At 36.3% G+C, this 21,663-nt stretch carries 22 protein-coding genes and 1 riboswitch; of the genes, 19 read left to right on the top strand and 3 right to left on the bottom strand.

Translation table 11 applies throughout. The features are described from left to right. Window positions 1–11: 11 nt before the first annotated feature. A riboswitch (FMN riboswitch) is annotated at window positions 12–126 on the top strand. Between the two features lie 82 nt (window positions 127–208). From F5ESL0261_RS04880 to F5ESL0261_RS04910, 7 genes are all read left to right on the top strand, one after another. After that, on the top strand, window positions 209–895 hold the full coding sequence (locus tag F5ESL0261_RS04880; protein WP_122052524.1) for an ECF transporter S component: 687 nt from the start codon (window positions 209–211) through the stop codon (window positions 893–895). Window positions 896–999: 104 nt separating this feature from the next. Next, window positions 1,000–1,491 carry a LysM domain-containing protein gene (locus F5ESL0261_RS04885; RefSeq protein ID WP_158595197.1) on the top strand — a complete coding sequence of 164 codons (492 nt, stop codon included), beginning with the start codon at window positions 1,000–1,002 and terminating at the stop codon, window positions 1,489–1,491. A 39-nt stretch (window positions 1,492–1,530) separates the two neighbouring features. After that, window positions 1,531–2,205: a (d)CMP kinase gene (gene cmk, locus F5ESL0261_RS04890; protein WP_122052366.1), complete on the top strand. Its 675-nt coding sequence runs from the start codon at window positions 1,531–1,533 to the stop codon at window positions 2,203–2,205. A gap of 73 nt (window positions 2,206–2,278) precedes the next feature. Beyond that, window positions 2,279–3,484 carry a 30S ribosomal protein S1 gene (rpsA, locus tag F5ESL0261_RS04895; RefSeq protein WP_045928051.1) on the top strand — a complete coding sequence of 402 codons (1,206 nt, stop codon included), beginning with the start codon at window positions 2,279–2,281 and terminating at the stop codon, window positions 3,482–3,484. Between the two features lie 59 nt (window positions 3,485–3,543). Continuing rightward, window positions 3,544–4,854, top strand: coding sequence for a ribosome biogenesis GTPase Der (gene der / locus F5ESL0261_RS04900; RefSeq protein WP_122052367.1), 1,311 nt, complete (start codon window positions 3,544–3,546; stop codon window positions 4,852–4,854). 184 nt (window positions 4,855–5,038) lie between these two features. Continuing rightward, entirely contained in the window at window positions 5,039–5,314 is a 276-nt protein-coding gene (locus F5ESL0261_RS04905; RefSeq protein WP_034979230.1) for an HU family DNA-binding protein, read from the top strand. Window positions 5,315–5,427: 113 nt separating this feature from the next. Beyond that, a complete protein-coding gene (locus tag F5ESL0261_RS04910) occupies window positions 5,428–6,681 on the top strand; it encodes a tetratricopeptide repeat protein (protein WP_122052368.1) in 1,254 nt (417 codons plus the stop codon). Window positions 6,682–6,828: 147 nt separating this feature from the next. Here F5ESL0261_RS04910 and F5ESL0261_RS04915 read toward each other — a convergent pair whose 3' ends face one another. Then, window positions 6,829–7,716 carry a YitT family protein gene (locus F5ESL0261_RS04915; RefSeq protein WP_122052369.1) on the bottom strand — a complete coding sequence of 296 codons (888 nt, stop codon included), beginning with the start codon at window positions 7,714–7,716 and terminating at the stop codon, window positions 6,829–6,831. 87 nt (window positions 7,717–7,803) lie between these two features. Between F5ESL0261_RS04915 and F5ESL0261_RS04920 the strand changes: the two genes are divergently transcribed. Beyond that, window positions 7,804–9,003, top strand: coding sequence for a CCA tRNA nucleotidyltransferase (locus F5ESL0261_RS04920; RefSeq protein WP_122052370.1), 1,200 nt, complete (start codon window positions 7,804–7,806; stop codon window positions 9,001–9,003). A gap of 1 nt (window position 9,004) precedes the next feature. Here F5ESL0261_RS04920 and F5ESL0261_RS04925 read toward each other — a convergent pair whose 3' ends face one another. After that, a complete protein-coding gene (locus tag F5ESL0261_RS04925) occupies window positions 9,005–9,670 on the bottom strand; it encodes a hemolysin III family protein (protein WP_045928054.1) in 666 nt (221 codons plus the stop codon). 120 nt (window positions 9,671–9,790) lie between these two features. Here F5ESL0261_RS04925 and F5ESL0261_RS04930 point away from each other — a divergent pair, with 120 nt between their 5' ends. From F5ESL0261_RS04930 to F5ESL0261_RS04980, 11 genes are all read left to right on the top strand, one after another. After that, on the top strand, window positions 9,791–10,651 hold the full coding sequence (locus F5ESL0261_RS04930) for a DegV family protein (RefSeq protein ID WP_122052371.1): 861 nt from the start codon (window positions 9,791–9,793) through the stop codon (window positions 10,649–10,651). 3 nt (window positions 10,652–10,654) lie between these two features. Continuing rightward, a complete protein-coding gene (locus F5ESL0261_RS04935; RefSeq protein ID WP_034979215.1) occupies window positions 10,655–10,885 on the top strand; it encodes a YozE family protein in 231 nt (76 codons plus the stop codon). Window positions 10,886–10,936: 51 nt separating this feature from the next. Then, window positions 10,937–11,776: a ribosome biogenesis GTPase YlqF gene (gene ylqF / locus F5ESL0261_RS04940; protein WP_045928055.1), complete on the top strand. Its 840-nt coding sequence runs from the start codon at window positions 10,937–10,939 to the stop codon at window positions 11,774–11,776. Then, complete coding sequence (locus tag F5ESL0261_RS04945; protein ID WP_045928056.1) at window positions 11,773–12,528, top strand: ribonuclease HII; 756 nt, start codon at window positions 11,773–11,775, stop codon at window positions 12,526–12,528. The genes ylqF and F5ESL0261_RS04945 overlap by 4 nt, the downstream gene beginning before the upstream one ends. A gap of 44 nt (window positions 12,529–12,572) precedes the next feature. Then, complete coding sequence (dprA, locus tag F5ESL0261_RS04950) at window positions 12,573–13,424, top strand: DNA-processing protein DprA (protein WP_122052372.1); 852 nt, start codon at window positions 12,573–12,575, stop codon at window positions 13,422–13,424. A gap of 60 nt (window positions 13,425–13,484) precedes the next feature. After that, window positions 13,485–15,596, top strand: coding sequence for a type I DNA topoisomerase (gene topA, locus F5ESL0261_RS04955; RefSeq protein WP_122052373.1), 2,112 nt, complete (start codon window positions 13,485–13,487; stop codon window positions 15,594–15,596). Between the two features lie 87 nt (window positions 15,597–15,683). Next, a complete protein-coding gene (gene trmFO, locus F5ESL0261_RS04960; protein WP_122052374.1) occupies window positions 15,684–17,000 on the top strand; it encodes a methylenetetrahydrofolate--tRNA-(uracil(54)-C(5))-methyltransferase (FADH(2)-oxidizing) TrmFO in 1,317 nt (438 codons plus the stop codon). A gap of 1 nt (window position 17,001) precedes the next feature. Further along, window positions 17,002–17,931, top strand: coding sequence for a tyrosine recombinase XerC (gene xerC / locus F5ESL0261_RS04965; RefSeq protein ID WP_122052375.1), 930 nt, complete (start codon window positions 17,002–17,004; stop codon window positions 17,929–17,931). Further along, window positions 17,928–18,452, top strand: a complete 525-nt coding sequence (hslV, locus tag F5ESL0261_RS04970) for an HslVU peptidase proteolytic subunit (RefSeq protein WP_045928061.1) — start codon at window positions 17,928–17,930, stop codon at window positions 18,450–18,452. Before xerC ends, hslV begins: the two co-directional genes overlap by 4 nt. A gap of 21 nt (window positions 18,453–18,473) precedes the next feature. After that, on the top strand, window positions 18,474–19,883 hold the full coding sequence (gene hslU, locus F5ESL0261_RS04975) for an ATP-dependent protease ATPase subunit HslU (protein WP_122052376.1): 1,410 nt from the start codon (window positions 18,474–18,476) through the stop codon (window positions 19,881–19,883). Between the two features lie 18 nt (window positions 19,884–19,901). Then, complete coding sequence (locus tag F5ESL0261_RS04980; protein WP_122052377.1) at window positions 19,902–20,792, top strand: aldose 1-epimerase family protein; 891 nt, start codon at window positions 19,902–19,904, stop codon at window positions 20,790–20,792. Window positions 20,793–20,952: 160 nt separating this feature from the next. Here F5ESL0261_RS04980 and plsY read toward each other — a convergent pair whose 3' ends face one another. Continuing rightward, window positions 20,953–21,588, bottom strand: a complete 636-nt coding sequence (gene plsY, locus F5ESL0261_RS04985) for a glycerol-3-phosphate 1-O-acyltransferase PlsY (protein ID WP_122052378.1) — start codon at window positions 21,586–21,588, stop codon at window positions 20,953–20,955. Window positions 21,589–21,663: the final 75 nt, after the last annotated feature.

The following is a 21,663-nucleotide window of genomic DNA, read 5'->3' on the forward strand; positions in this document are numbered from 1 at the left end:
ATAAATAAGTTTGTTGTCTTCATGGCAGGGTGAAAGTCCCGACCGGTGGTGTAAGTCCACGACCCACGCAAGTGGTGGAATCTATTGAGATACCGATAGTTAGAGTCTAGATGAAAGAAGACAGACTAAACTAAAAGCCAAGATCTTAAGCTTACTTTTACTCGGTCTGTTGCTAGGAGCAACAGACCGAGTTTTTTTGGAGGTAAGAATTTTGCAAAAGAAAAGCAGAAACAATTTAGTTAATATTTTGGCTTATACTTTAATTGGTACAATTGCCTATGTGTTAATGCTTTTGGAAATACCGTTGCCGATAACTAGTTTTTTAAAGTTTGACTTCTCGGATGTCGTAATCACAATTGGGACATTTTTATTCGGACCAGGACCTGGTATTTTTATTGCATTTGTCAGAATGCTGATTAATTTAATTTATAAAGGTTTTGCTTTACCTAGTTTGGTAGGACAGTCAGCAGCTTTTTTAGCTTCAATATCTTTTGCTTTGCCATTTTATTATTTAACAAAGAATATTAGCAAGGATGAGAAAAATTTTTCTAAAAAATATTTAAAACCAATTTTAGGTATTATTCTCGGTATTATAGCTATGGCATTTGTACTTTCTGTACTGAATGCATTGGTTTTAACGCCTTTTTATGCAGTAACTACTGTACCTAATTTGCCGACAATACATGGATATTCTGGTTTACTTTCTTTTACTGAAAAGGTTTACTTGGGTAAACTGCTACACATTCCATCAATGAGTGCATATATTTTTGGCATTATAGTTCCATTTAACTTGTTAAAAGGAACAATCAATGGCGTCGTAGTTTATTTACTATTTGAAACTGTTCTGAGAACTTTCAAACCTTTTGTAAGGAAAAATTTTAATCTTAGAAATTAAATCTTAAAAATATTGTAAATCGGTCTAGTAAATGACCGATTTTTTTGTCCACTTAAATGTTAAATATGCTAAAATTAAACAGGTTAGGTAAGGAGGTTTTTCAGATGAATAATAACTCAAAAGAACCATATCAGCATTATAAGCGTCCAAAAAAGTCGAGAGTAGAAACTTATTCTTCCGTATCAAAAGGCTGGATTGCTTTGATAATTCTGATTGTAGTTATTCTTATCGGTCTTGTTCCTGTGGTTCATAATTTGGCATCAAACAATGGTTCAAACGAAAAAGCAGTTGAAGTACGTAAAGCTGCCAGAAAAGAAAATACTAAGAAAAAAGATACTAATAAAAAGGCTACGGTTCAGCCTGTAAAAAGTAAAGAAACCAAAGCCAAGGCTAAAACAAAGACAAAATCATCTAAAAAAACTCCAAAAAAGCCTAAAAAGAAACATGTTGTGATTAAACAATATGTCGTACAAGAAGGGGATTCCTTGACTAGTATTGCCCGCCATTTTAACATTTCAGTTGGCCAATTGGCAGAGTTGAATCAACTTGATCCCAATAGCCAGGTGGATACAGGACAAACTTTACGAATTAGATAATTTAGAAAGGACAGGGACTTAAGTCCCTTTTTTATTGGAATGCAAATAGCAATTGATGGTCCAGCTTCAGCTGGAAAAAGTACTGTAGCAAAAATTATCGCCCATAAGCTTAATTTTACATATATTGATACGGGGGCAATGTATCGGGCTTCGACTTGGATTGCACGAGAAAATAACATTGATTACGGCAATGAAAAAGGTATTTTAACTGCCATTGATCATGAAAAAATTGAATTTAAATTTAAAAATAGTCAGCAAAAAATATATGCTGGTAATAAAGATATTACTCAGGCAATACGTACTCCTGATATTTCTGCCAATGTTTCTCAAGTTTCGGCATTAGCCGGAATCAGGGAAAAAATGGTCAGTCTGCAAAGGCAAATGGCCGGCAAAATGGACGTTGTGATGGATGGACGTGATATTGGAACTACGGTTTTGCCCAACGCTGCAGTAAAGATATTTTTGGTTGCTTCAGTTCATTCTCGCGCTGAAAGAAGAATGCTAGATTTTAAAGAAAGAGGGATTAAAACTAATCAGTCTCTTGAAGAAATTGAGCACGATATTTCAGAAAGAGATTATAAGGACTCACACCGAAAAATTTCACCATTAAAAAAGGCACAAGATGCTATTGAAATAGACACTACTTCTATGAGTGTTGATCAAGTGGTAAATGCAATTTTATCAGAAATTAAAAAAAGTCAAAAAAAACTATAAAAAAAGGGTATAAAACAGTAGAAAAATATCAAACTTTCATTTAAAATTAGAGTATGATATTGGGAGGTAAATAATGTCAGAAAACAGTAATCAATTTTTAGATGCATTAAAGCAAATGCAAGGAGTTGAGGTCGGAGATATTGTAGATGTTGAAGTATTAGACGTTGAAGAAGGTCAAATCGATGTTGGTGTTGAAAATGCCGGTATTGAAGGTGTAATTCCTCGTCGTGAATACACTTCGGATCGCAACGTTGACCTACGTGAAGCAGTTAAGCCTGGAGATAAGCTCAAAGCTTTGGTTTTGAGAAAAGCTGGCGGTGACAAAGAAAACGGAGAATTCTTCTTCTCAGTTACCCGCTTAAAGGAAAGAGAAGCTTACGATGAATTGCAAAAAGACTTTGAAGAAGGCAAGACAATTGAAGGTACAGTCACTTCTTCAGTTCGTGGCGGTTTATTAGTTGATGTGGGTACAAGAGGATTTCTACCTGCTTCATTGATTTCAAATCGTTATGTTTCAGACCTTAAGCCATTTATTGGTAAAACGATGAAACTCAAGATTACAGAGATTGATCCAAGTAAGAACCGTTTAATCCTTTCTCACAAAGACTTAATTGAAGAAGAACGTGAAGAAGCTTTTGATAATGTTGCATCACAATTAGTTGTGGGTGACGTTGTTGAAGGTAAGGTTTCTCGTCTGACTAACTTTGGTGCTTTTGTTGATGTAGGTGGTGTGGACGGATTAGTTCATATCTCCGAGATTTCATATAAGCATGTTGACAAGCCAAGTGATGTTTTAAAGGCAGGTCAAGATGTAAAAGTTAAAGTAATTGGTATTGATGATGATAGACATCGCATCTCCCTTTCCATTAAGCAAACTGAACCTTCTCCATTCGAACAAGCTACAGCTGACTTACACGAAGGCGATGTATTTGAAGGTGAAGTTAAGTCTTTAACTAACTTCGGAGCTTTTGTTGAAGTTGCTGATGGTATTCAAGGTTTAGTTCATGTTTCAGAAATATCATATAAACACGTAGACAAGCCTAGTGATGTTTTAAAAGTTGGTCAAAAAGTTAAAGTAAAAGTTTTAAATATTGACCCTAATGAACGTCGCATTTCACTTTCTATGAAAGCTGCTGAACCTAAGAACTCTGATGGCGAAGGAAATCGCTCACATAATTCTTACAATCACAATTCAGTTAACAAGAAGTATATGAATAATGATGACAGTGGCTTTGCTTTAGGTGACATCATTGGTGATCAATTAAAGGATCGTCATTAAATTTAATAAAAAAGCCGACTTTAGAGTCGGTTTTTTTATTTGTAAAAGGAGGCTGAAAAATGGTTTTACCTGTAGTTGCAATTGTAGGACAGCCTAATGTTGGTAAATCAACGCTTTTCAACCGTATTATTAATCAACGTTTAGCAATAGTGGAAGATAAACCCGGTGTTACCAGAGATCGTAATTATGCTCCAGCTGAGTGGTTAGGTCATAAATTTGATTTAATAGATACTGGTGGAATTACCTGGGAAGATAGTAATATTGAAGAAGAAATCAGAGCACAGGCAGAAATAGCAATTGAAGAAGCCGACGTCATCGTATTTTTAACTAATGTTACAAATCATGTTACTAATCTAGATGAACGGATAGCTCAGATGCTTTATCAAACAAAAAAACCGGTGATTTTAGCGGTTAACAAAGCAGATAATCCTGAACAGCGTATGGACATTTATGACTTTTATAGTTTAGGTTTTGGTGATCCGATTCCGATTTCGAGTGTGCATGGTACAGGTATTGGAGATTTGCTGGATCAAATAGTGGCCAGCTTGCCCAAAGACATAAGCTTGAATAATAATGAGCAAATATCATTTAGTGTTATTGGTCGACCAAATGTAGGTAAATCCTCAATTGTCAATCGTCTAGTAGGCGAAAAAAGAGTGATCGTTAATAACGAGGAAGGAACTACCCGAGATGCAGTCGATACTCCATTTAAAACGCAGGATGGCACAAAATTCAGAATTGTAGATACAGCTGGCATAAGGCGTAGAGGAAAAGTTTACGAAAAAACTGAAAAATATTCTGTAATGAGAGCAATGGGTGCCATTGAGCATTCTAATGTTGTATGTTTGGTACTTGATGCAAGTACAGGCATTAGGGAACAGGATAAACATGTTGCAGGATATGCTCATGATGCTGGACGAGGCATCATTATTTTAGTCAATAAATGGGATTTACCAAGGAAAACCAGTAATAGCGGCAAGGACTTTGAACAAACTATACGAACTGAATTTCAGTATCTTGACTATGCTCCAATATTATTTATTTCTGCTAAAACTGGTCAAAATATAGAAAAGATTCCGAAGCTAGTACAAAAAGTTTTTCGAAATCAACAACAAAGAATTAAGTCCAGTGTATTAAACGATTTATTATTAGAAGCAAGCAAATTGGTTCCAACACCAATGATTAAAGGAAAGAGATTACGAGTTTATTATATGACCCAAGTATCTACTAATCCGCCGACATTTGTAGTTTTCGTAAATGATCCTGAATTAATGCACTTTTCTTATCAACGCTTCTTGATCAATCAGCTACGTGAAAATTTTGATTTTGATGGAACCCCCATTAAGATAATTGCACGAAAAAGAAAATAGTTTGTATCTACCAAATGCATAAAAATCACATTTTTAGTTTAAATTGCTTGTTGTATCAGGGGTTTTGTGCTATTTTGAAATCAAGGAAATAGTGATTTAAATAATCATTTATTCCTTGTTTCTCAATTGAGGAATTAATTAGGAATCTTAAAATAAGATTCAAGTATCAGGAGGTGATTTCCCAATGGCAAATAAGGCAGAATTAGTCACTGAAGTTGCATCAAAGACAAAATTAACTAAAAAAGATGCAGCTGCAGCAGTTGATGCAATTTTTAGTTCTATCCAAGATGACCTTTCTAAAGGTAAGAAAGTACAATTAATTGGTTTTGGAACTTTTGAAGTGCGTAAGCGTGCAGCCCGTAAAGGACGTAATCCACAAACTGGCAAAGAAATTCAAATTCCAGCAAGTGTTGTACCAGCATTTAGACCCGGTAAGGCTCTTAAAGAAGCTGTTAAATAGCTTAATAGTTTTATCTAAAAAGATGGTGGCTAATTCGCCATCATCTTTTTGTGTGTTATCATTTAAACTGATTAAGTTGGGTAATATAGATAGTTAGTAATGGAGGAATGAGAATGAGCTACTCTGAAAAGCTTCTTGATGTAATTGAGCAGCAGGATTTTTCTCAAGAAAAAATATTATTAGAAAAAGCTTTAGAAAAGGATAAACCTGAAATCTTAGCCTCATTGGCAGAAAATTTAGTAGGATTGGGTTTTTCAGATCTGGCAAAAGAAATATATCGCAGTTTAATTGCTCGTTTTCCCCGAGAGGACATTTTCAAAATATATTTAGCAGAGATTTTATTAAATGACGGTAAAGATGAAGATGGTCTTACTTTGCTTTATAATATTGCTCCTGATTCTTCCTCTTATCTTGACAGCTTATTAGTTCAAGCTGATTATTATCAAACAAATGGTTTGATTGAAACAGCCTATAAAAAACTGCTAGAGGCAGAAAAAATTGCCCCAGATGAGGATGTTGTAAAGTTCGGTTTGGCTGAACTCGATTATCTCAGTGGTAACTACGAACAGGCTCTTAACAGATATCAAGATTTGATAAAACGACATAAAACTTTTAGTGAAGTAAATTTAAACGATCGTCTTTTTCAAACCCTTGCAAAATTAGGACGGTATGAAGAGGCCGGCGAAGTTATTGCCAAAAATGGCAATGATATTCTTGACATTGATAGTAAATATCAGGCTGCATTAGTCATGTTAGCATTGAACAAAGACGATCAGGCAATTAAATACTTAAATGAGGTAATTGATCAGAGTCCCGATTATGTAAATGCGTACCGCTTGCTAACTACAGCATACGAGCACAAGAACAATAATGAGCAGGAATTACGTTCTGCTCAGGCCGGTCTTGCCTACAATGAACTAGATCCAGTTTTATACAAAAAGGGTGCACAAGCAGCAGTTAAATTGAACGAATTGGATACTGCTGAAAACTTGCTAAAAAAAGGTATTAAAAATATTCCTGAAAGTTTAGATTTACGCATACAATTGTCTAATCTTTATGTTAAGGAAAATAAAAATGATGAAAATATTGCACTTTTTGCCAAAGTTGACGATGAAGATCTGGAAGCTCAAGCTCATTGGAATTTAGCTCTTTCTTACCAAAATTTAGATCAGAGCGCAAAAGCCAAAAGTGAATTTTTACTGGCTTATCCTGAATTTAAAAATAACAGTGCTTTTTTAAAACAAATGATTCGTTTCTTCAATACTGAGCCAAACTCAAAAGATATCGTCAAAGAATTATTAAACTCTTATTTGAAACTCGAACCTGAGGATACTGAGATGCAGGAATTGAATGATGAATTGTTATAATGATTAAAACAATATGTACTTTGATGAAAAAGAAAGTTTTTATGCTTCATTTTTATTATTTATAAGTTTAACGGGCTAATAAATCATTTTAGATTTATTAGCCCGTTGTTTTTATCAGTTCCCACCAAATTAGCTTGATGTGAAGAATCATTTTCTAATCAGAAGGTGATGGCTTTTTTGTTTATAAGTAAAACCCTCTCCTAAGACTTCATGGACTTCAATGACGCTAACAAAAGCATGAGGATCTTCTGCAGCAATCAGTTCTTTTACTAATGGAATTTCTCTTGGTGAAACAACAAGATAGATTACAGGTCGTTTGGTTTTTTTATAACCACCGCGAGCTTCAAGATAAGTAAAACCACGATCTAATTTCAAATCTATCATTTTAGCAATTTGTTGATAATTATCAGAGATAATAAGCAGACCACGTGCAGAATAGGCTCCTTGCTGGACGGCATCCATAACTTTAGAAAGAATAAATGCTGCTACTAAAGTATACATAATATGCTTGAGGTCTAAATATGATAAGGATGATAATAAAATAATCGTATCGCAGAACAATAAAACTTTGCCAGAAGACATGCCATACTTCATTTGCATAATGCGGGCAATAATATCTGTGCCACCAGAAGTGCCATTATACCGAAAAACTAAACCCAAGCCTATACCAGAAAGGGTTCCAGCAAGTATTGCAGATAGGAAGAGGTCGTGTTCTAAGTTCAATTGATATATAATAGGGGTTAAGCGCCAGAACCACAAGAAAAATGACAGCCAAAGAGTTCCCCAGATAGTATAGGCTAAAAGTCTTTTACCCATAAAACGATATCCAAGAATTATCAAAGGAATATTTAATAGCAAAGACGATAAACCCATGTTAACGCCCCAGAAGTGTCTCAAAAGCAAAGTAATGCCACTAATGCCACCATCTGTAAGCCTATTTGGTGCGGAGATCACGTCAAGGCTGAAGCCATAAATCCCACAGCCAGTCATGATCATTATAAGTTCAAAAATAATTCTTTTGTTAATCTTTTTCATGATAATAAAACTTTCTTTATATAAATTGATACTTTAAAATTACCATAAATTAAAAATAAAAACACAGATAAATGAGTTGAGATAATAATGATAAAAATAAACAATTTACCACCAATTTTTACAGCCGCTTTTCCCGTGCTCAAGCAGTTAGAGCAAGCTGGTTATGAAGCATATTTTGTAGGAGGATCGATTCGCGATTTGATTTTAAAAAGACCGATTCACGACATAGATATTGCTACCAGTGCATATCCCGCAGAAGTAAAAAGAATTTTTCCAAAAACTATTGATACAGGAATTAAACATGGTACTGTTACTGTTTTAAATGATGGCGCTAGTTATGAAATTACCACATTTAGAACAGAATCGGGTTATCAAGACTTTCGCCGACCGGATCATGTCACTTTTGTACAAAATCTAGCTGAAGATTTAAAAAGACGTGATTTTACCATCAATGCATTGGCAATGAACAGAACAGGGGAAATAATTGATCTTTTCAATGGCTTGGGGGATTTGCAAAAACATCTTATTAAAGCCGTAGGAGATCCCATGAAAAGATTTCATGAAGATGCTTTGCGTATGATGAGAGCGGTACGCTTCATGAGCCAGCTTAATTTTGACCTTGAATCTGAAACTAAAGAAGCAGTAAGTGATTTACATCAATTACTGTCCAAAATTTCTGTCGAAAGAATCCGTGATGAATTTGTCAAGATGGGCACTGGAACAAATTCGCGAGCTGCTTTCAAAATCTTTTTACAAACGAAGTTAAGTGAAAGCGTGCCTGATTTTGCTGGTAAAAGTGATTTACTGGCAATTTATCCTAAGTTAAAATTTAACCCCAGTTTGGAAACCAGTCTTTGGTCTATAATTATTATTTTGTTAAAAATTTCAGATAACCAAATAGCCCGCTTTATGCGTGATTGGAAAAATTCAAATGCTATGACAGAAAAAGTCAGAAAAATTGTGGCTCTGTTTGATTTGATTTCTGAAAAATCGCCTTCTGATCTTGAGCTGTTTAATGCCGGTAAAGATATTTTGCTTAACACAATAGACGTGGCGCATATTTTAGGACAGCCGGTCAATTCCGAAGCACTGGTTGATCGCTATACAGCTTTGCCAATTAAGTCAATGTCAGAATTGGCTATTGACGGTCAATTCTTGATTGCAAACGGCATAAAGCCTGGACCAAAATTGGGTCAAATTCTTAATCAAATTAAACTAAAAGTTATTGCAGGAGAGTTAGATAATTCTGAAGATGAAATCCAGGAATATTTGCAGCAAATAAATTAACCTAGACATAAAGAAGAACAGAAAAAAACATTAAAGTTGATCCTAAAATGACAAACAGGTGCCAAATCACATGAATAAAGGGAATCCTTTTCATTGTGTATAATAGTGCACCAACAGTATAAGCTACACCTCCGCTAACTAGTAGCCAGAACCCAACGGGGCTGAGTCGTACATACAAATGATTACCTGCTAAAATTACCAGCCAGCCCATAGCAACGTATAAAATAGTGTCTAATATAACGTGTTTGCCACGATTAAAAATGTAGTAGATGATGCCAAATATCGCAATTATCCAAACCAGAGTAAATAACATTATGCCCCATTTGCCACCTATTGCTACAAGGGAAAAGGGAGTATATGATCCTGCAATTAGCAGAAAAATTGATGAATGATCAAAAATTTGAAAAACATTGCGAGCCCGAGTGAAGATGAGACTATGGAAAAGTGTAGAGAAAAGATAAAGCAGAAGCAAACAAGAGCCATAAATAGTGAAAGTAACTATTCTTAATAGACTATGTGTTGAAACGGCTTTGATAATTAAAAGTACTAATCCGGCAACTGCCAGGCAAAAACCAATTCCATGCGTGACAGCACTGAGGATATTATCTACTATGTAATAAGTTTTGGATCTTTGTTCAGGTTCTTGCCAGATTTTTTGCAATTTCATAATGAAACAGTTTGTTCGCTTTCTTTTTTTTGCTAGTTTTTTTGCTATAATAATTATAATTAATACAGTTCACATTCTATCATAAATGAGAACATCAAATCAGAATTGAGGGCGAGTACGTTGTCAGAAATAAAAATTTTGACTGATTCTTCCGCGCAGTTAACGCCGGAGGAAATTAAAAAATATCATATAACCGTTGTGCCTTTATCGGTCACAATCGATGGTGATACTTATCTTGACGGAGTGGAAATAACCAGACAGCAATTTGTCCAAAAAATGAGTGAATCTAAAAAGTTGCCAACTACGAGCCAACCACCTATCGGAACTATGGTTAATACGATTAATGAATTAACTAAAGATGGTAGCGAAGTCATTGGCATATTTTTGGCGAAGGTATTAAGCGGCACAATTGATGCAGCTCGTCAGGCAGTTAAGCTAACTGGTAAATCAGATCTGGTACATATAGTTGACTCTGAATTAACTGATCGTTCTGAAGGATTTCAGGTTTTGGCAGCTGCGCGAGATATTGCCGCTGGCAAAAGTATTCCTGAAATTTTGGCTCATATTGAAAAAATTAAAAAAACTCAGCGTTTGCATTTACTTATTGTCAATTTAGAAAATGTGGTTAAAGGTGGACGGTTAGGTCCTTTAGCTGGTAAAATTGTCAACATGCTTAATATACACATTGAATTGCAAATGCCGAATGGTCATTTGAAAATTGCAAAAAAAGGAAGAGGCAAGAAGTTTTCTTTAGCTTTTGATAAACGCATTTTAGATGAAATTGAGGCCAACAAAGAAAAAATCAAGGAAGTCGGCATCTCATATGTTGCAACGGGAAGCACACCGCAAAAGCTACTAGATTTTGCCCAAAAAATTAAAGATATTAATTCTAAAATTGATGTTTTAGTGCGAGAAACCAGTCCTATTATTGCAACGCATGCAGGGATGGGAGCATACGCAGTTTTGTATTACACGGAGTAAAAATTGGCATATAGAGAAAGCTTTTATCGCTATTTAATGACACAGCGTAATGCTGATTCAAATGATGAAGTTGCGCAGTTTGCAAATAATGCACAAAATGATCAGACTTTTCCCAAGCAAGAGCAAAATTATGAAAAATTATCTGATTATCTTGAGCTTAATGGTGGTTATTTACCAAGCATGAGCATTTTTGACAAAGCATATCAAATGTATCGTGAAAAGATGACGTATTAAATTAGGGCTCCTAATTGCTATGGAGCCCTTTTCGCGTAAGAAAGGCAAAAAATGGTTAATATTCAGTGGTATCCAGGGCATATGAATAAAGCTCGGAATCAACTTGAAGATAAAATGAATTTAATTGATGTCATTGTAGAAGTTTTAGATGCACGAATTCCTCAATCATCACGTAACCCAATGATCGAAAAACTTGTAGGCAGTAAACCACATTTGATTATTCTAAATAAAGCTGATTTGGCAGATCCAGTGATGACTAAAAGGTGGCAGAAAAAGTTTACCACTAAAGGAAAGTTTGTGATGGCTCTGGATTCTCTTCATAATACCAATATGCAAGTGCTCGTGAAGATGATCAAAAAAGCTGCTGCAGCGAAAATTGAAAAATTACAACAAAAAGGTGCATCAAGCCCTGTTATCAGAGTTGCAATTGCTGGTATCCCCAATTGCGGCAAGTCCACAATTATTAATCGTCTTGTTGGTCGCAATGTCACTCAGGTTGGTAATAAACCGGGAGTAACCAAGGGGCAAAATTGGCTCAAAACTGCGGATAATATTCAAATTTTAGATACACCTGGCATTTTGTGGCCTAAATTTGAGGATCAAACAGTTGGATTAAAGCTTGCTGCGCTTGGGGCGATTAAGGATACTGTCTTTAGCGCTGATGATGTTGCTTTATTTTTATTAGCAAAGTTACGCAAGCACTATTTGAATGATTTAATCAAATTTGCTAGAACTTCCAAAGAAGAAATTCAAAACATTAATGATACTGATCTGTTACTGGCACTAACGGAAGAATATGGCATGCGTGACGATTATGATCGTTTCTCTATGTACCTACTGCAGCGTTTACGTAAAGGAAAAATAGGAAGGGTTACTTTGGATCGGATATGACAATTGGTGAAATAAAAAAATTTCTTTCAAAAGGCCCGGTCAACCCAGAAGATTTGAGTATTTTAGAAAACGATACTCGTGTAGGCGTTCAAAAGCTCTTACTTAGTTATCATAATCGCCAGCAAAAATTAGCCAAGAAAAAGGCTGCATTCACAAAAAGGTTTGCCTATGAGAAAACTTTTTGGGCCAAACAGGAGATCGTTGCAGGGGTAGATGAAGTTGGCAGAGGACCATTAGCTGGTCCTGTTGTGACAGCTGCTGTAATTATTGATGACAATTTTGATTTGACAGATGTTAATGACTCTAAGAAATTAAGTGCCAGTCGCCGCTTGGAATTATACCCTTTAATTTTAAAGGAAGCTGTTAGTGTGGCAGTTGGCATAAAAAGCTCGCAAGTGATTGATGAAATAAATATTTATGAAGCAGACCGTTTAGCAATGGCTGAAGCTGTAATGAATTTAGACGTCAAACCTGATGCTTTGCTGGTTGATGCTATGCAAGTACCGGTTAAATTGCCGCAGGTTCGGTTAATAAAGGGCGACTCAAAATCCAATTCTATTGCTGCTGCTTCCATTGTTGCCAAAGTATTCAGGGATAAATTGATGGCTGACTACGCCAAAATTTACCCTGAATATCATTTTGATGAAAATGCTGGCTATGGCACTCAGGCTCATCTTCAAGCACTTGAAAAATTTGGTCCAACGCCAATTCATCGTAAAACTTTTGCACCAGTGAATTCTTTTTATAAATAAAAAATATGCCTCCTTTTTACGTATTTGTATTTAGGAGGTTTTTTATGAAGACTACCAATTTTCTCTTGCGCTTGAAATTACAAAAAGGCATCGGATATGTTAAGATGTTACGTGTTGCGAGCCAGTTAAAAGTTGCTGATGTTGACATTCAGACTGTTAAAAACTTAAATTTGACAAGTAATTTGATAAAAGTCTGTCTAAATGCTTATAATGATATTTATGCGGATAAAATGATCAGAAGAATAGAAAAACAATGTCAGGTTATCAGTTTTTTTGATAAAGAATATCCCGAAAAACTACGTCAAATATATCAGCCACCTTTAATTTTATTTTTACAAGGAAATTTGAATTTACTTCAGAAAAGAATTGTTACAATTGTTGGTTCACGTCAAGCCACTGGTTACAGTGGCTTAGTTTTGAATAAAATTGTGCCCAATTTAATAAAAGATGACTTTATTATTGCCAGTGGATTGGCTAAGGGTGTCGATGTTATGGCACATAACGCAGCACTGAAATTTAATGGACAAACAATTGCAGTGGTGGGTAATGGTTTAAATTATTTTTATCCTTCGATAAATCAGCAGGTGCAGGAAGAAATTGCTCAAAAAGGTTTGCTAGTGAGTGAATATCTACCTGACACTCCACCAAGACCCTATAGATTTCCCCAACGAAACAGAATTTTGGCTGGGATAGCTGAAAGTGTAATTGTTACTGAGGCAAAGCAGAAGTCAGGTTCTCTGATTACAGCAAACTTAGCTTTACAAGAGAATCGTGATATTTACGCTTTACCTGGTCCAATTACCAGTGAGCTGTCTCAAGGACCCAATGAACTTATTCAAGCAGGTGCATATCCAATCACTGATTTTGATTTGCGACTTGAAAGATTTGACAATTAGTAGTTAAATATTCTATTCTCAAATGAGTATTTAAAAAAGAATTTAATGAGGAGGCTTTTGATGCCTACTAAATCTAAGCCAAAGAAACGTAAGAAGACACTAGTAATAGTTGAGTCTCCGGCTAAGGCTAAAACAATTGAAAAATATTTAGGACGTAATTATCGTGTAATTGCTTCTAAAGGTCATGTTCGTGACTTGCCCAAGTCGCAAATGGGAATTGATTTTGACAATAATTATAAGCCAAAATATATTTCTATTAGGGGTAAAGGCGATACCATTAAGGAACTTAAGTCGGAAGCTAAAAAAGCCAAAGATGTTTATTTGGCATCTGACCCAGACCGAGAGGGTGAAGCAATTGCCTGGCATGTTGCTCATGTGCTCAATTTAGATCAAAAAGATAAAAATAGGGTGACATTCAACGAAGTCACTAAAGATGCTGTCAAAAACAGTTTTAAAAACCCGAGAACAATTGATATGGACACTGTCAATGCTCAACAAGCTCGCCGTATTCTGGACAGAATTGTTGGCTATTCACTATCTCCTATTTTGTGGGAAAAAGTCAAAAAGGGATTGAGTGCTGGACGTGTTCAGTCAGTCGCATTAAAGCTGGTAATTGATCGTGAAAAGGAAATCAAGAACTTTAAGCCACAGGAATATTGGACTATTGATGCAGAATTCAAAAAATTAAGAAAGACTTTTAATGGTCAGTTTTGGGGTATTAACGGCAAGAAAACTGATTTACCTGATAATGATTCTGTCAAAAAAGTTTTGGCTAAAATTGATAAAAAGAAAAACTTTCAAGTCGCAAATGTTGTTAAACGTGAGCGTCGACGTCAGCCTGCCGCTCCCTTTACAACTTCGACAATGCAGCAGGAAGCAAACAAACGTCTGAATTATCGTACGAGAAGAACGATGAGCATTGCCCAGCAGCTTTATGAAGGCATTAGCCTGGGTAAACAGGGTACAGTCGGTTTGATTACCTATATGAGAACTGATTCCAAAAGGACATCCCCAATCGCACAAGCAGAAGCCTCTAAGTTTTTAAATGAAAATTATGGCAAAGAATATGCCGCTAAAGGAGCACGCCATTTCAAAAACCAAGAGGATGCACAAGATGCACATGAAGCTATCAGGCCAACCAGTGTTTATCGAACTCCAGAGTCTCTCAAATCTGTTTTAACTACTGAACAATATCGTTTGTATAAATTGATTTGGTCCAGATTTTTAGCCAGTGAGATGACTCCAGCTGTTTATGACACAGTAAGAGCAGACATTACACAAAATGGAGTAGTATTCAGAACTACGGGCTCAAAAATGAAATTTGCCGGCTTTACCAAAGTTTATGATAATCAACAGGAAAAAAATGTTGAATTACCTGAATTAAACGAGGGAGATAAAGTTAAGTTAGCCAAGTCTGATAATAAGCAGCATTTCACTATGCCACCTGCCAGATACACAGAGGCCAGCTTAGTTCATTCATTAGAAGAAAATGGTGTTGGTCGTCCTTCAACCTATGCACCGACAATTGATACTATCCAGCGACGCTACTACGTTAAATTAGATGGTAAATCTATCGTTCCCACAGAGCTAGGCGAGATTGTCGATAATTTGATCGAAAAATTTTTCCCTGATATTGTCAACATCGACTTTACAGCGCAACTGGAAAATGATCTTGACGGAATTGAAGAGGGCAAGAAAAATTGGGTCAAAGTAATTGATGATTATTATCATCCCTTTAAAAAAGAGCTGGATAAAGCTGACGCTGATATCAAAAAGGTGCAAATAAAAGATGAGCCTGCCGGTTTCAATTGTGATATCTGTGGTGCGCCCATGGTCATTAAAATGGGACGCTATGGTAAATTTTACGCCTGCTCACGTTTCCCAGATTGTCGCAATACAAAGGCAATTGTAAAAAAGGTTGGCGTTATTTGTCCGAAATGCGGCAAAGGTGACGTGATTGAGAAAAAATCAAAGCGTAACCGCAAGTTTTATGGCTGTTCACGTTACCCTGATTGTGACTTTGTTTCTTGGGACAAGCCTATTAACCGCAATTGTCCTAACTGTGGTCATTTTCTAGTTGAAAAAAGAAATAAAAAAGGACCTGTTGTTCTTTGTCCAAATGGCGATTATAAAGAAGAAACAAGTGCTGAAAAAGATACTGTAGAAAGTTAAATTTATGTTAATATCATCAGATCAGTCATGATTTGATGATATTCTTGTATATAAAGTAAAATAATTTTAGTAAAGGAATATGATCATATGCCTGAAAGAGTAACTGTAATTGGTGGCGGTCTGGCCGGAAGTGAGGCAGCCTGGCAACTAGCAAAGCGTGGAATTGCTGTCGATTTTTACGAAATGCGTCCTAAAAAAATGACCCCGGCGCATAAAACAGACAAGCTGGCTGAATTGGTGTGCACAAACTCAATGCGTTCAAATCAGTTATCTAATGCTGTAGGTTTATTAAAAGAAGAAATGCGTCAGCTTGATTCGCTTATTATGGCAGCTGCTGATCATTCCCAGGTACCTGCTGGTGGAGCATTAGCAGTTGACAGAGAGCAGTTCAGTGATTATGTGACCAGTAAGCTTAATGCAATGTCAAATATTAATTTTCATAATGAAGAGATTACCCAGATTCCGCAAGATTGTATTGCAATTATTGCTACTGGTCCCTTGACTAGTGATAAACTGGCCGAAGAGATACAAAAATTTTCAGGCAATGAAAGCCTGCATTTTTTTGATGCAGCGGCACCTATAATTGCTGCTGATTCGATTGATATGGATATCGTCTATAAAAAATCTCGTTATGACAAAGGTGAAGCTGCATATCTAAATTGTCCTATGACAAAGGAAGAATATGAAAGATTTGCTCGGGAATTGGTTAGTGCGGAGACTGCAGAAGTTCACAGCTTTGAAAACAGTGACGTTTTTGAGGGCTGTATGCCGATTGAAGTTATGGCTCAAAGAGGTATGAAAACTATGCTTTTTGGTCCACTTAAACCTGTAGGATTGGAAAATCCAGCTACTGGAAAAACTCCTTATGCAGTTGTTCAGCTTAGACAAGATAATGCCGTAGCCTCAATGTATAACATTGTTGGCTTTCAGACTCACCTAAAGTATGGTGAACAAAAACGGGTTTTTTCTATGATTCCTGGCTTGGCTCATGCACGTTTTATCAGATATGGAAAAATGCATCGCAACACGTATATGGCTTCTCCAGCTGTATTATCTGCCTCATATGAAGCAAAAAAGCAGCCAGGTCTATTCTTTGCAGGACAAGTGACTGGAGTCGAAGGATATGTTGAAAGTGCTGGCAGTGGTCTGGTTTCAGGGATTAACGCTGCTAGAAGAGCAAGTGGACAAGAACCGGTTGCTTTTCCTAAACTAACAGCTTTAGGATCAATGGCTAATTACGTAACTACTGCTGACATCAAGCATTTTCAACCTATGAATGCCAGTTTTGCATTAATTCCGGGACTTGAAGGTTCAAAAGTGCGCAACAAGAAAGAGCGCCACTTAAAAATCAGCCAGCGTGGTCTAGAATGTCTTAAGGAATTTCAACAGGAAGTGCTGCATTAAGATGGATGCTGGAAAAGACAAACTGATAAAGCTGTTTACCTCATATTTGCGTATTGAACGTCAATATAGTCCCAAAACAATAATGTCTTATCAAACGGATTTGCTGGAAGCAAAAAAATTTTGGCAGGAAAATGGCGGCTTTAATGGTTGGTCAAAAATAAATAGACGTGATGTTGAAATTTTTTTACAAAACATAACAGAACGCAAATTAGCGCGTTCGACGCAGTCGCGTAAAATGTCTAGCCTCAGGTCGTTTTATCACTTTTTAACTAGACGAAAAATTGTTAAAATAGATCCAGCGCAAACAATTGTTTTGCGCACTAAAGAACGAAAGTTACCCCAGTTTTTTTATGCACCAGAAATGAAACAAGTATTTGACTCTTTAAGTGGAAATGAACCCTTGACTTTACGTAATTTAGCATTAATTGAATTGTTTTATACTACTGGGATGAGGGTTAGCGAAGTAAGCAACTTAACAAGAAAGCAGTTAGATTTAGATTTAAAGATAATTCTGGTACACGGTAAAGGTAATAAAGACAGATACGTTGCGTTTGATGATAAAACTAAAGCCGCGTTAGTTAATTATTTGGAAAACGGTCGCGATCAACTTGTAAAAGATAATGACAGTTCAGATTATGTCTTTTTAAATAATAAAGGCAAACCATTAACGGATCGTGGCATCGAGTATATTATGCAAAGGGTTTTTAATAAGGCTGGCATTAATGGTAAGGTACACCCGCACGAATTGCGACATTCATTTGCTACGGCAATGTTGAATAACGGCGCAGATTTACGCAGTGTACAGGAACTTTTGGGTCATGACAATTTATCTACCACACAAATATACACTCACGTGACTATGAGCAACTTACAGGCAAATTATGAAAAATACTTCACTCGCAATGATAAGAAAGATGAGGCAAAAAAATGACAACAATATGTTCAGTAAAATTTAATGGTAAAACTGCAATTGCAGGAGATGGACAGGTAACCCTGGGTGAAAAAGTAATTGCAAAATCTACCGCTAAAAAGATTAGACGAATTTATCATGATCAGGTAGTAATTGGTTTTGCTGGAGGCGTAGCCGATGCAGTCAGTTTGCAAGATATGCTTGAAGGTAAATTGGAAGCTTTTGGGGGTGATTTGCGCAGAGCTGCTGTGGAAATGGCTCAAGCCTGGCGCAAAGATGCCACCCTGCAAAAACTGGAGGCAATGCTTATTGCTTTTAATGAAAAAGATCTTTTATTAATTTCTGGCAATGGTGAAGTGCTTGAACCAGATGAAAATGTAGTTGCAATTGGTTCTGGTGGGAACTTTGCGCAGGCTGCAGCCATTGCAATGACCAGACATTCGTCCAATATGAGTGCCAGCGAAATTGCTCATGAAGCTGTTGAAATAGCTTCCGGAATTGATATTTTTACTGATAATCAGATTATCACTGACGAATTGTAAAAAACGAGGCAGATAAATAGTATGGAAACAAAAACACCAAAGCAAATTGTTAATTTACTTAATGAATACATTATAGGTCAAGATGAAGCTAAAAAAGCAGTTGCTGTTGCTCTTTATAATCGTTATCGCAGAATGCAGCTGCCAAAAAAAATGCAGGAAGATATCACACCTAAAAACCTGTTAATGGCAGGCCCCACAGGTGTCGGTAAAACCGAAATTGCCAGAAGATTAGCAGCGATTGTTAATGCGCCATTTGTAAAAGTCGAAGCTACAAAATTTACTGAAGTTGGTTATGTTGGTCGTGACGTTGAATCAATGGTGCGCGATTTGGTAAATGAAGCAGTGCGCATGGAAGAAAAAGATCAATTTGACCGTGTTCGCACTCAAGCAACTAAAGAAGCCAATAAAATTTTAGTACGTTTGCTTGTTCCCGGAATCAAGCAGGACAAAAGAAAAAATCAGATGCAGGAATGGCAAGATATGATGTCAATGCTCATGTCAGGAGGTCAGAACAATGATCAGTCTTCTGACGCAGACCAGGAAGAAATAACGGATGATGTCCGCAATCAGCGTCTTACTGTATCTGAGCAGTTAAACAAAGGCCTGCTTGAAAATCGTGAAGTCACTATCAACGTTGAGCAGGCTCCCAAAGTCAATCCAATGAGTGATATGATGGGCCAAATGGGAATCGATATGAGTTCAATGCTTAACGATTTGGTTCCTAAAAAGAAAATTAAGCGTACATTGGCAGTAAAAGATGCCCGGGAAGTTTTAATTCAACAAGAATCCCGCAAGATGATTGATTATGACTCCCTTTATCAAAAAGCTATTGAGCGTACGGCAAACAACGGTATTATTTTTATTGATGAAATTGATAAAATTACTGCTGGCAATAAGAAAACTTCTGGTGAAGTATCACGTGAAGGTGTGCAAAGAGATATTTTACCAATTGTAGAGGGTTCTACTGTTCAAACTAAATATGGTCCTGTAGCAACTGACCACATTCTCTTTATTGCTGCTGGAGCATTTTCTGAATCTAAGCCAAGTGATTTAATTCCTGAATTGCAAGGTCGTTTTCCAATTAGGGTCGAACTCAATGCTTTAACAAAAGACGATTTTGTTAAGATTCTCAAGGATCCTGAAGATTCACTTTTAGAACAATATGTAGCCTTGATGAAAGCTGACGGAATCAAATTAGTCTTTACGCAAGAAGCAGTTGATCGAATTGCTCAAATTGCATATGACGTTAACCAGGGAACTGATAACATTGGTGCCAGAAGATTGTCAACAATTCTTGAGAAGTTATTGGAAGATGTTTTGTATGAAGGTCCAGATATGTCTATGGGCGAAATTACGGTTACTGAAGCATACGTTAATGAAAAACTTAGTGATATAATAACAAATAAAGATTTAACTAAGTTCATTCTTTAACAAAGGTGATGATTATGCATGGATTACACTATCAAAAATAGCATCTTACAGGTCAAAATTGCCAGTAAAGGTGCTGAAGTTCAAAGTGTGAAAAGTTTACATAGCGGGTATGAATATATTTGGCAGGCTGATCCTGAAGTTTGGAAGAGACATGCTCCTGTACTCTTTCCTATTGTGGGGAAACTTAAAGATGATGAATATACTTATCAGGGGAAAACATACCACTTAACTCAGCATGGCTTTGCACGTGATTTAGAGTTTAAAGTTGAACGACATACAGAGGAAAGCATCACTTTTTTACTGACGGATTCTGCAGAAACTAGGGAAGTTTATCCATTCAAATTTGAATTGCGTGTGAACTATAACTTGCTTAATAATCTGCTGGAAGAGAATTTTTCTGTCATTAATAAGTCAGATGGTGAAATGATTTTTGGCATTGGTGGACATCCCGGCTTTAACATTCCCACAAGCAAGACTTTGTCTAAGGAAGATTTTTACTTCAGTACTAAGCCTTCTCGTGCGCGCGTTCGTATTCCTCTTAAAGGAGCATTTTTAGACTGGCCTAATCGGTCGCTGGCCTCGACCAATAGTTTGATTACCCTGAGTGATCATTTGTTTAAAGATGATGCTTTGATTTTTCAAATGCGTGGACACGACAACCGTGTATCTTTAAGGACAGATGCCAATAATTTTCATGTAAATGTTTGGTTAAGGGATGCTCCTTTTGTAGGTGTGTGGTCCCAATATCCTAAGTCTGCAGATTATGTCTGTATTGAACCCTGGTGGGGCATAGCTGACCGCAGTGACACTAATCAAAAATTAGAAGAAAAATACGGCATGAATCACCTTGAAGCTGGTGGCACTTTTACGGCTGGTTTTAGTATGGCTTTTCATGATCAAGATGAATGAGTATAAAAATAAATTATTTAGGTTGAAAAGAAAGCCTCAAGGCTTTCTTTTTTTACAGTTCCCTATTAACTCAAGCAAAAACCTTCTTGCGAACTAATGTTCTTATGTCTATAATAAAATAGCTAGCTAAACTCGCTAGCCATACTTATTTGATATACAATCATAATTTATGATGTCTTTTCTTATACCAGTACCATAAACCAAAGGGAATGATATTCTCTTGATGGCGCAATAATCGTTTAATATTGCTTCTGTGACGAATAAATAAGATAATCATGATGCAGCCCACGATAATTTCAAGATAAATATCGTGAAAGAAGAAAGTTACAATGAATATTAAGACAACTGCAATTAAACTGGACAGACTGACATAAGACGTGATAAAAACCAATGGTAAGAAAATGAGAGCACAGACGCCAAAGAATTTTAGGTTATAGCCCAAGAAAAGTCCCGCACTGGTTGCTACAGCTTTACCACCTTTAAATTTTAGAAAGATGGAACATGTGTGTCCTAGGATGGCTAATCCCCCTGAAACTAACAAAAAATATTTAGGGGCATTGATATGAAAAATTCTAGGCAAATTTGTGGCTAACGTTCCCTTGAGGACATCAACAATGAGAACCACACTGCCTGCAAATGGTCCAAAGACGCGAAAAGAGTTAGTAGTTCCGATATTGCCAGAGCCATAATTTCTAATATCTTCTGCAAAAAATACCTTGCCAACGATCACGCCAGTAGGAAACGAACCTATTAAATATGCTAGAATAAATATCAGAATTAAATTTAAATTTATCATGTATATCCTGCTCTCTTAAAGTCTAATGCTATTTTATCAGAGTTTACAAAGTATGAGGATTAAAATAATAAATGA

It is taken from the genome of Lactobacillus sp. ESL0261 (assembly GCF_003693025.1).
Lineage (GTDB): Bacteria > Bacillota > Bacilli > Lactobacillales > Lactobacillaceae > Lactobacillus > Lactobacillus kullabergensis.

Excerpts from the sequence above, each read along its gene's own strand:
- F5ESL0261_RS04885 (WP_158595197.1), top strand. The coding sequence starts at position 1,000 with ATGAATAATAACTCAAAAGAACCATATCAGCATTATAAGCGTCCAAAA.
- cmk (WP_122052366.1), top strand. The coding sequence starts at position 1,531 with ATGCAAATAGCAATTGATGGTCCAGCTTCAGCTGGAAAAAGTACTGTA.
- rpsA (WP_045928051.1), top strand. The coding sequence starts at position 2,279 with ATGTCAGAAAACAGTAATCAATTTTTAGATGCATTAAAGCAAATGCAA.
- der (WP_122052367.1), top strand. The coding sequence starts at position 3,544 with ATGGTTTTACCTGTAGTTGCAATTGTAGGACAGCCTAATGTTGGTAAA.
- F5ESL0261_RS04905 (WP_034979230.1), top strand. The coding sequence starts at position 5,039 with ATGGCAAATAAGGCAGAATTAGTCACTGAAGTTGCATCAAAGACAAAA.
- F5ESL0261_RS04910 (WP_122052368.1), top strand. The coding sequence starts at position 5,428 with ATGAGCTACTCTGAAAAGCTTCTTGATGTAATTGAGCAGCAGGATTTT.
- F5ESL0261_RS04915 (WP_122052369.1), bottom strand. The coding sequence starts at position 7,716 with ATGAAAAAGATTAACAAAAGAATTATTTTTGAACTTATAATGATCATG.
- F5ESL0261_RS04920 (WP_122052370.1), top strand. The coding sequence starts at position 7,804 with ATGATAAAAATAAACAATTTACCACCAATTTTTACAGCCGCTTTTCCC.
- F5ESL0261_RS04925 (WP_045928054.1), bottom strand. The coding sequence starts at position 9,670 with ATGAAATTGCAAAAAATCTGGCAAGAACCTGAACAAAGATCCAAAACT.
- ylqF (WP_045928055.1), top strand. The coding sequence starts at position 10,937 with ATGGTTAATATTCAGTGGTATCCAGGGCATATGAATAAAGCTCGGAAT.
- F5ESL0261_RS04945 (WP_045928056.1), top strand. The coding sequence starts at position 11,773 with ATGACAATTGGTGAAATAAAAAAATTTCTTTCAAAAGGCCCGGTCAAC.
- dprA (WP_122052372.1), top strand. The coding sequence starts at position 12,573 with ATGAAGACTACCAATTTTCTCTTGCGCTTGAAATTACAAAAAGGCATC.
- topA (WP_122052373.1), top strand. The coding sequence starts at position 13,485 with ATGCCTACTAAATCTAAGCCAAAGAAACGTAAGAAGACACTAGTAATA.
- trmFO (WP_122052374.1), top strand. The coding sequence starts at position 15,684 with ATGCCTGAAAGAGTAACTGTAATTGGTGGCGGTCTGGCCGGAAGTGAG.
- xerC (WP_122052375.1), top strand. The coding sequence starts at position 17,002 with ATGGATGCTGGAAAAGACAAACTGATAAAGCTGTTTACCTCATATTTG.
- hslV (WP_045928061.1), top strand. The coding sequence starts at position 17,928 with ATGACAACAATATGTTCAGTAAAATTTAATGGTAAAACTGCAATTGCA.
- hslU (WP_122052376.1), top strand. The coding sequence starts at position 18,474 with ATGGAAACAAAAACACCAAAGCAAATTGTTAATTTACTTAATGAATAC.
- F5ESL0261_RS04980 (WP_122052377.1), top strand. The coding sequence starts at position 19,902 with ATGGATTACACTATCAAAAATAGCATCTTACAGGTCAAAATTGCCAGT.
- plsY (WP_122052378.1), bottom strand. The coding sequence starts at position 21,588 with ATGATAAATTTAAATTTAATTCTGATATTTATTCTAGCATATTTAATA.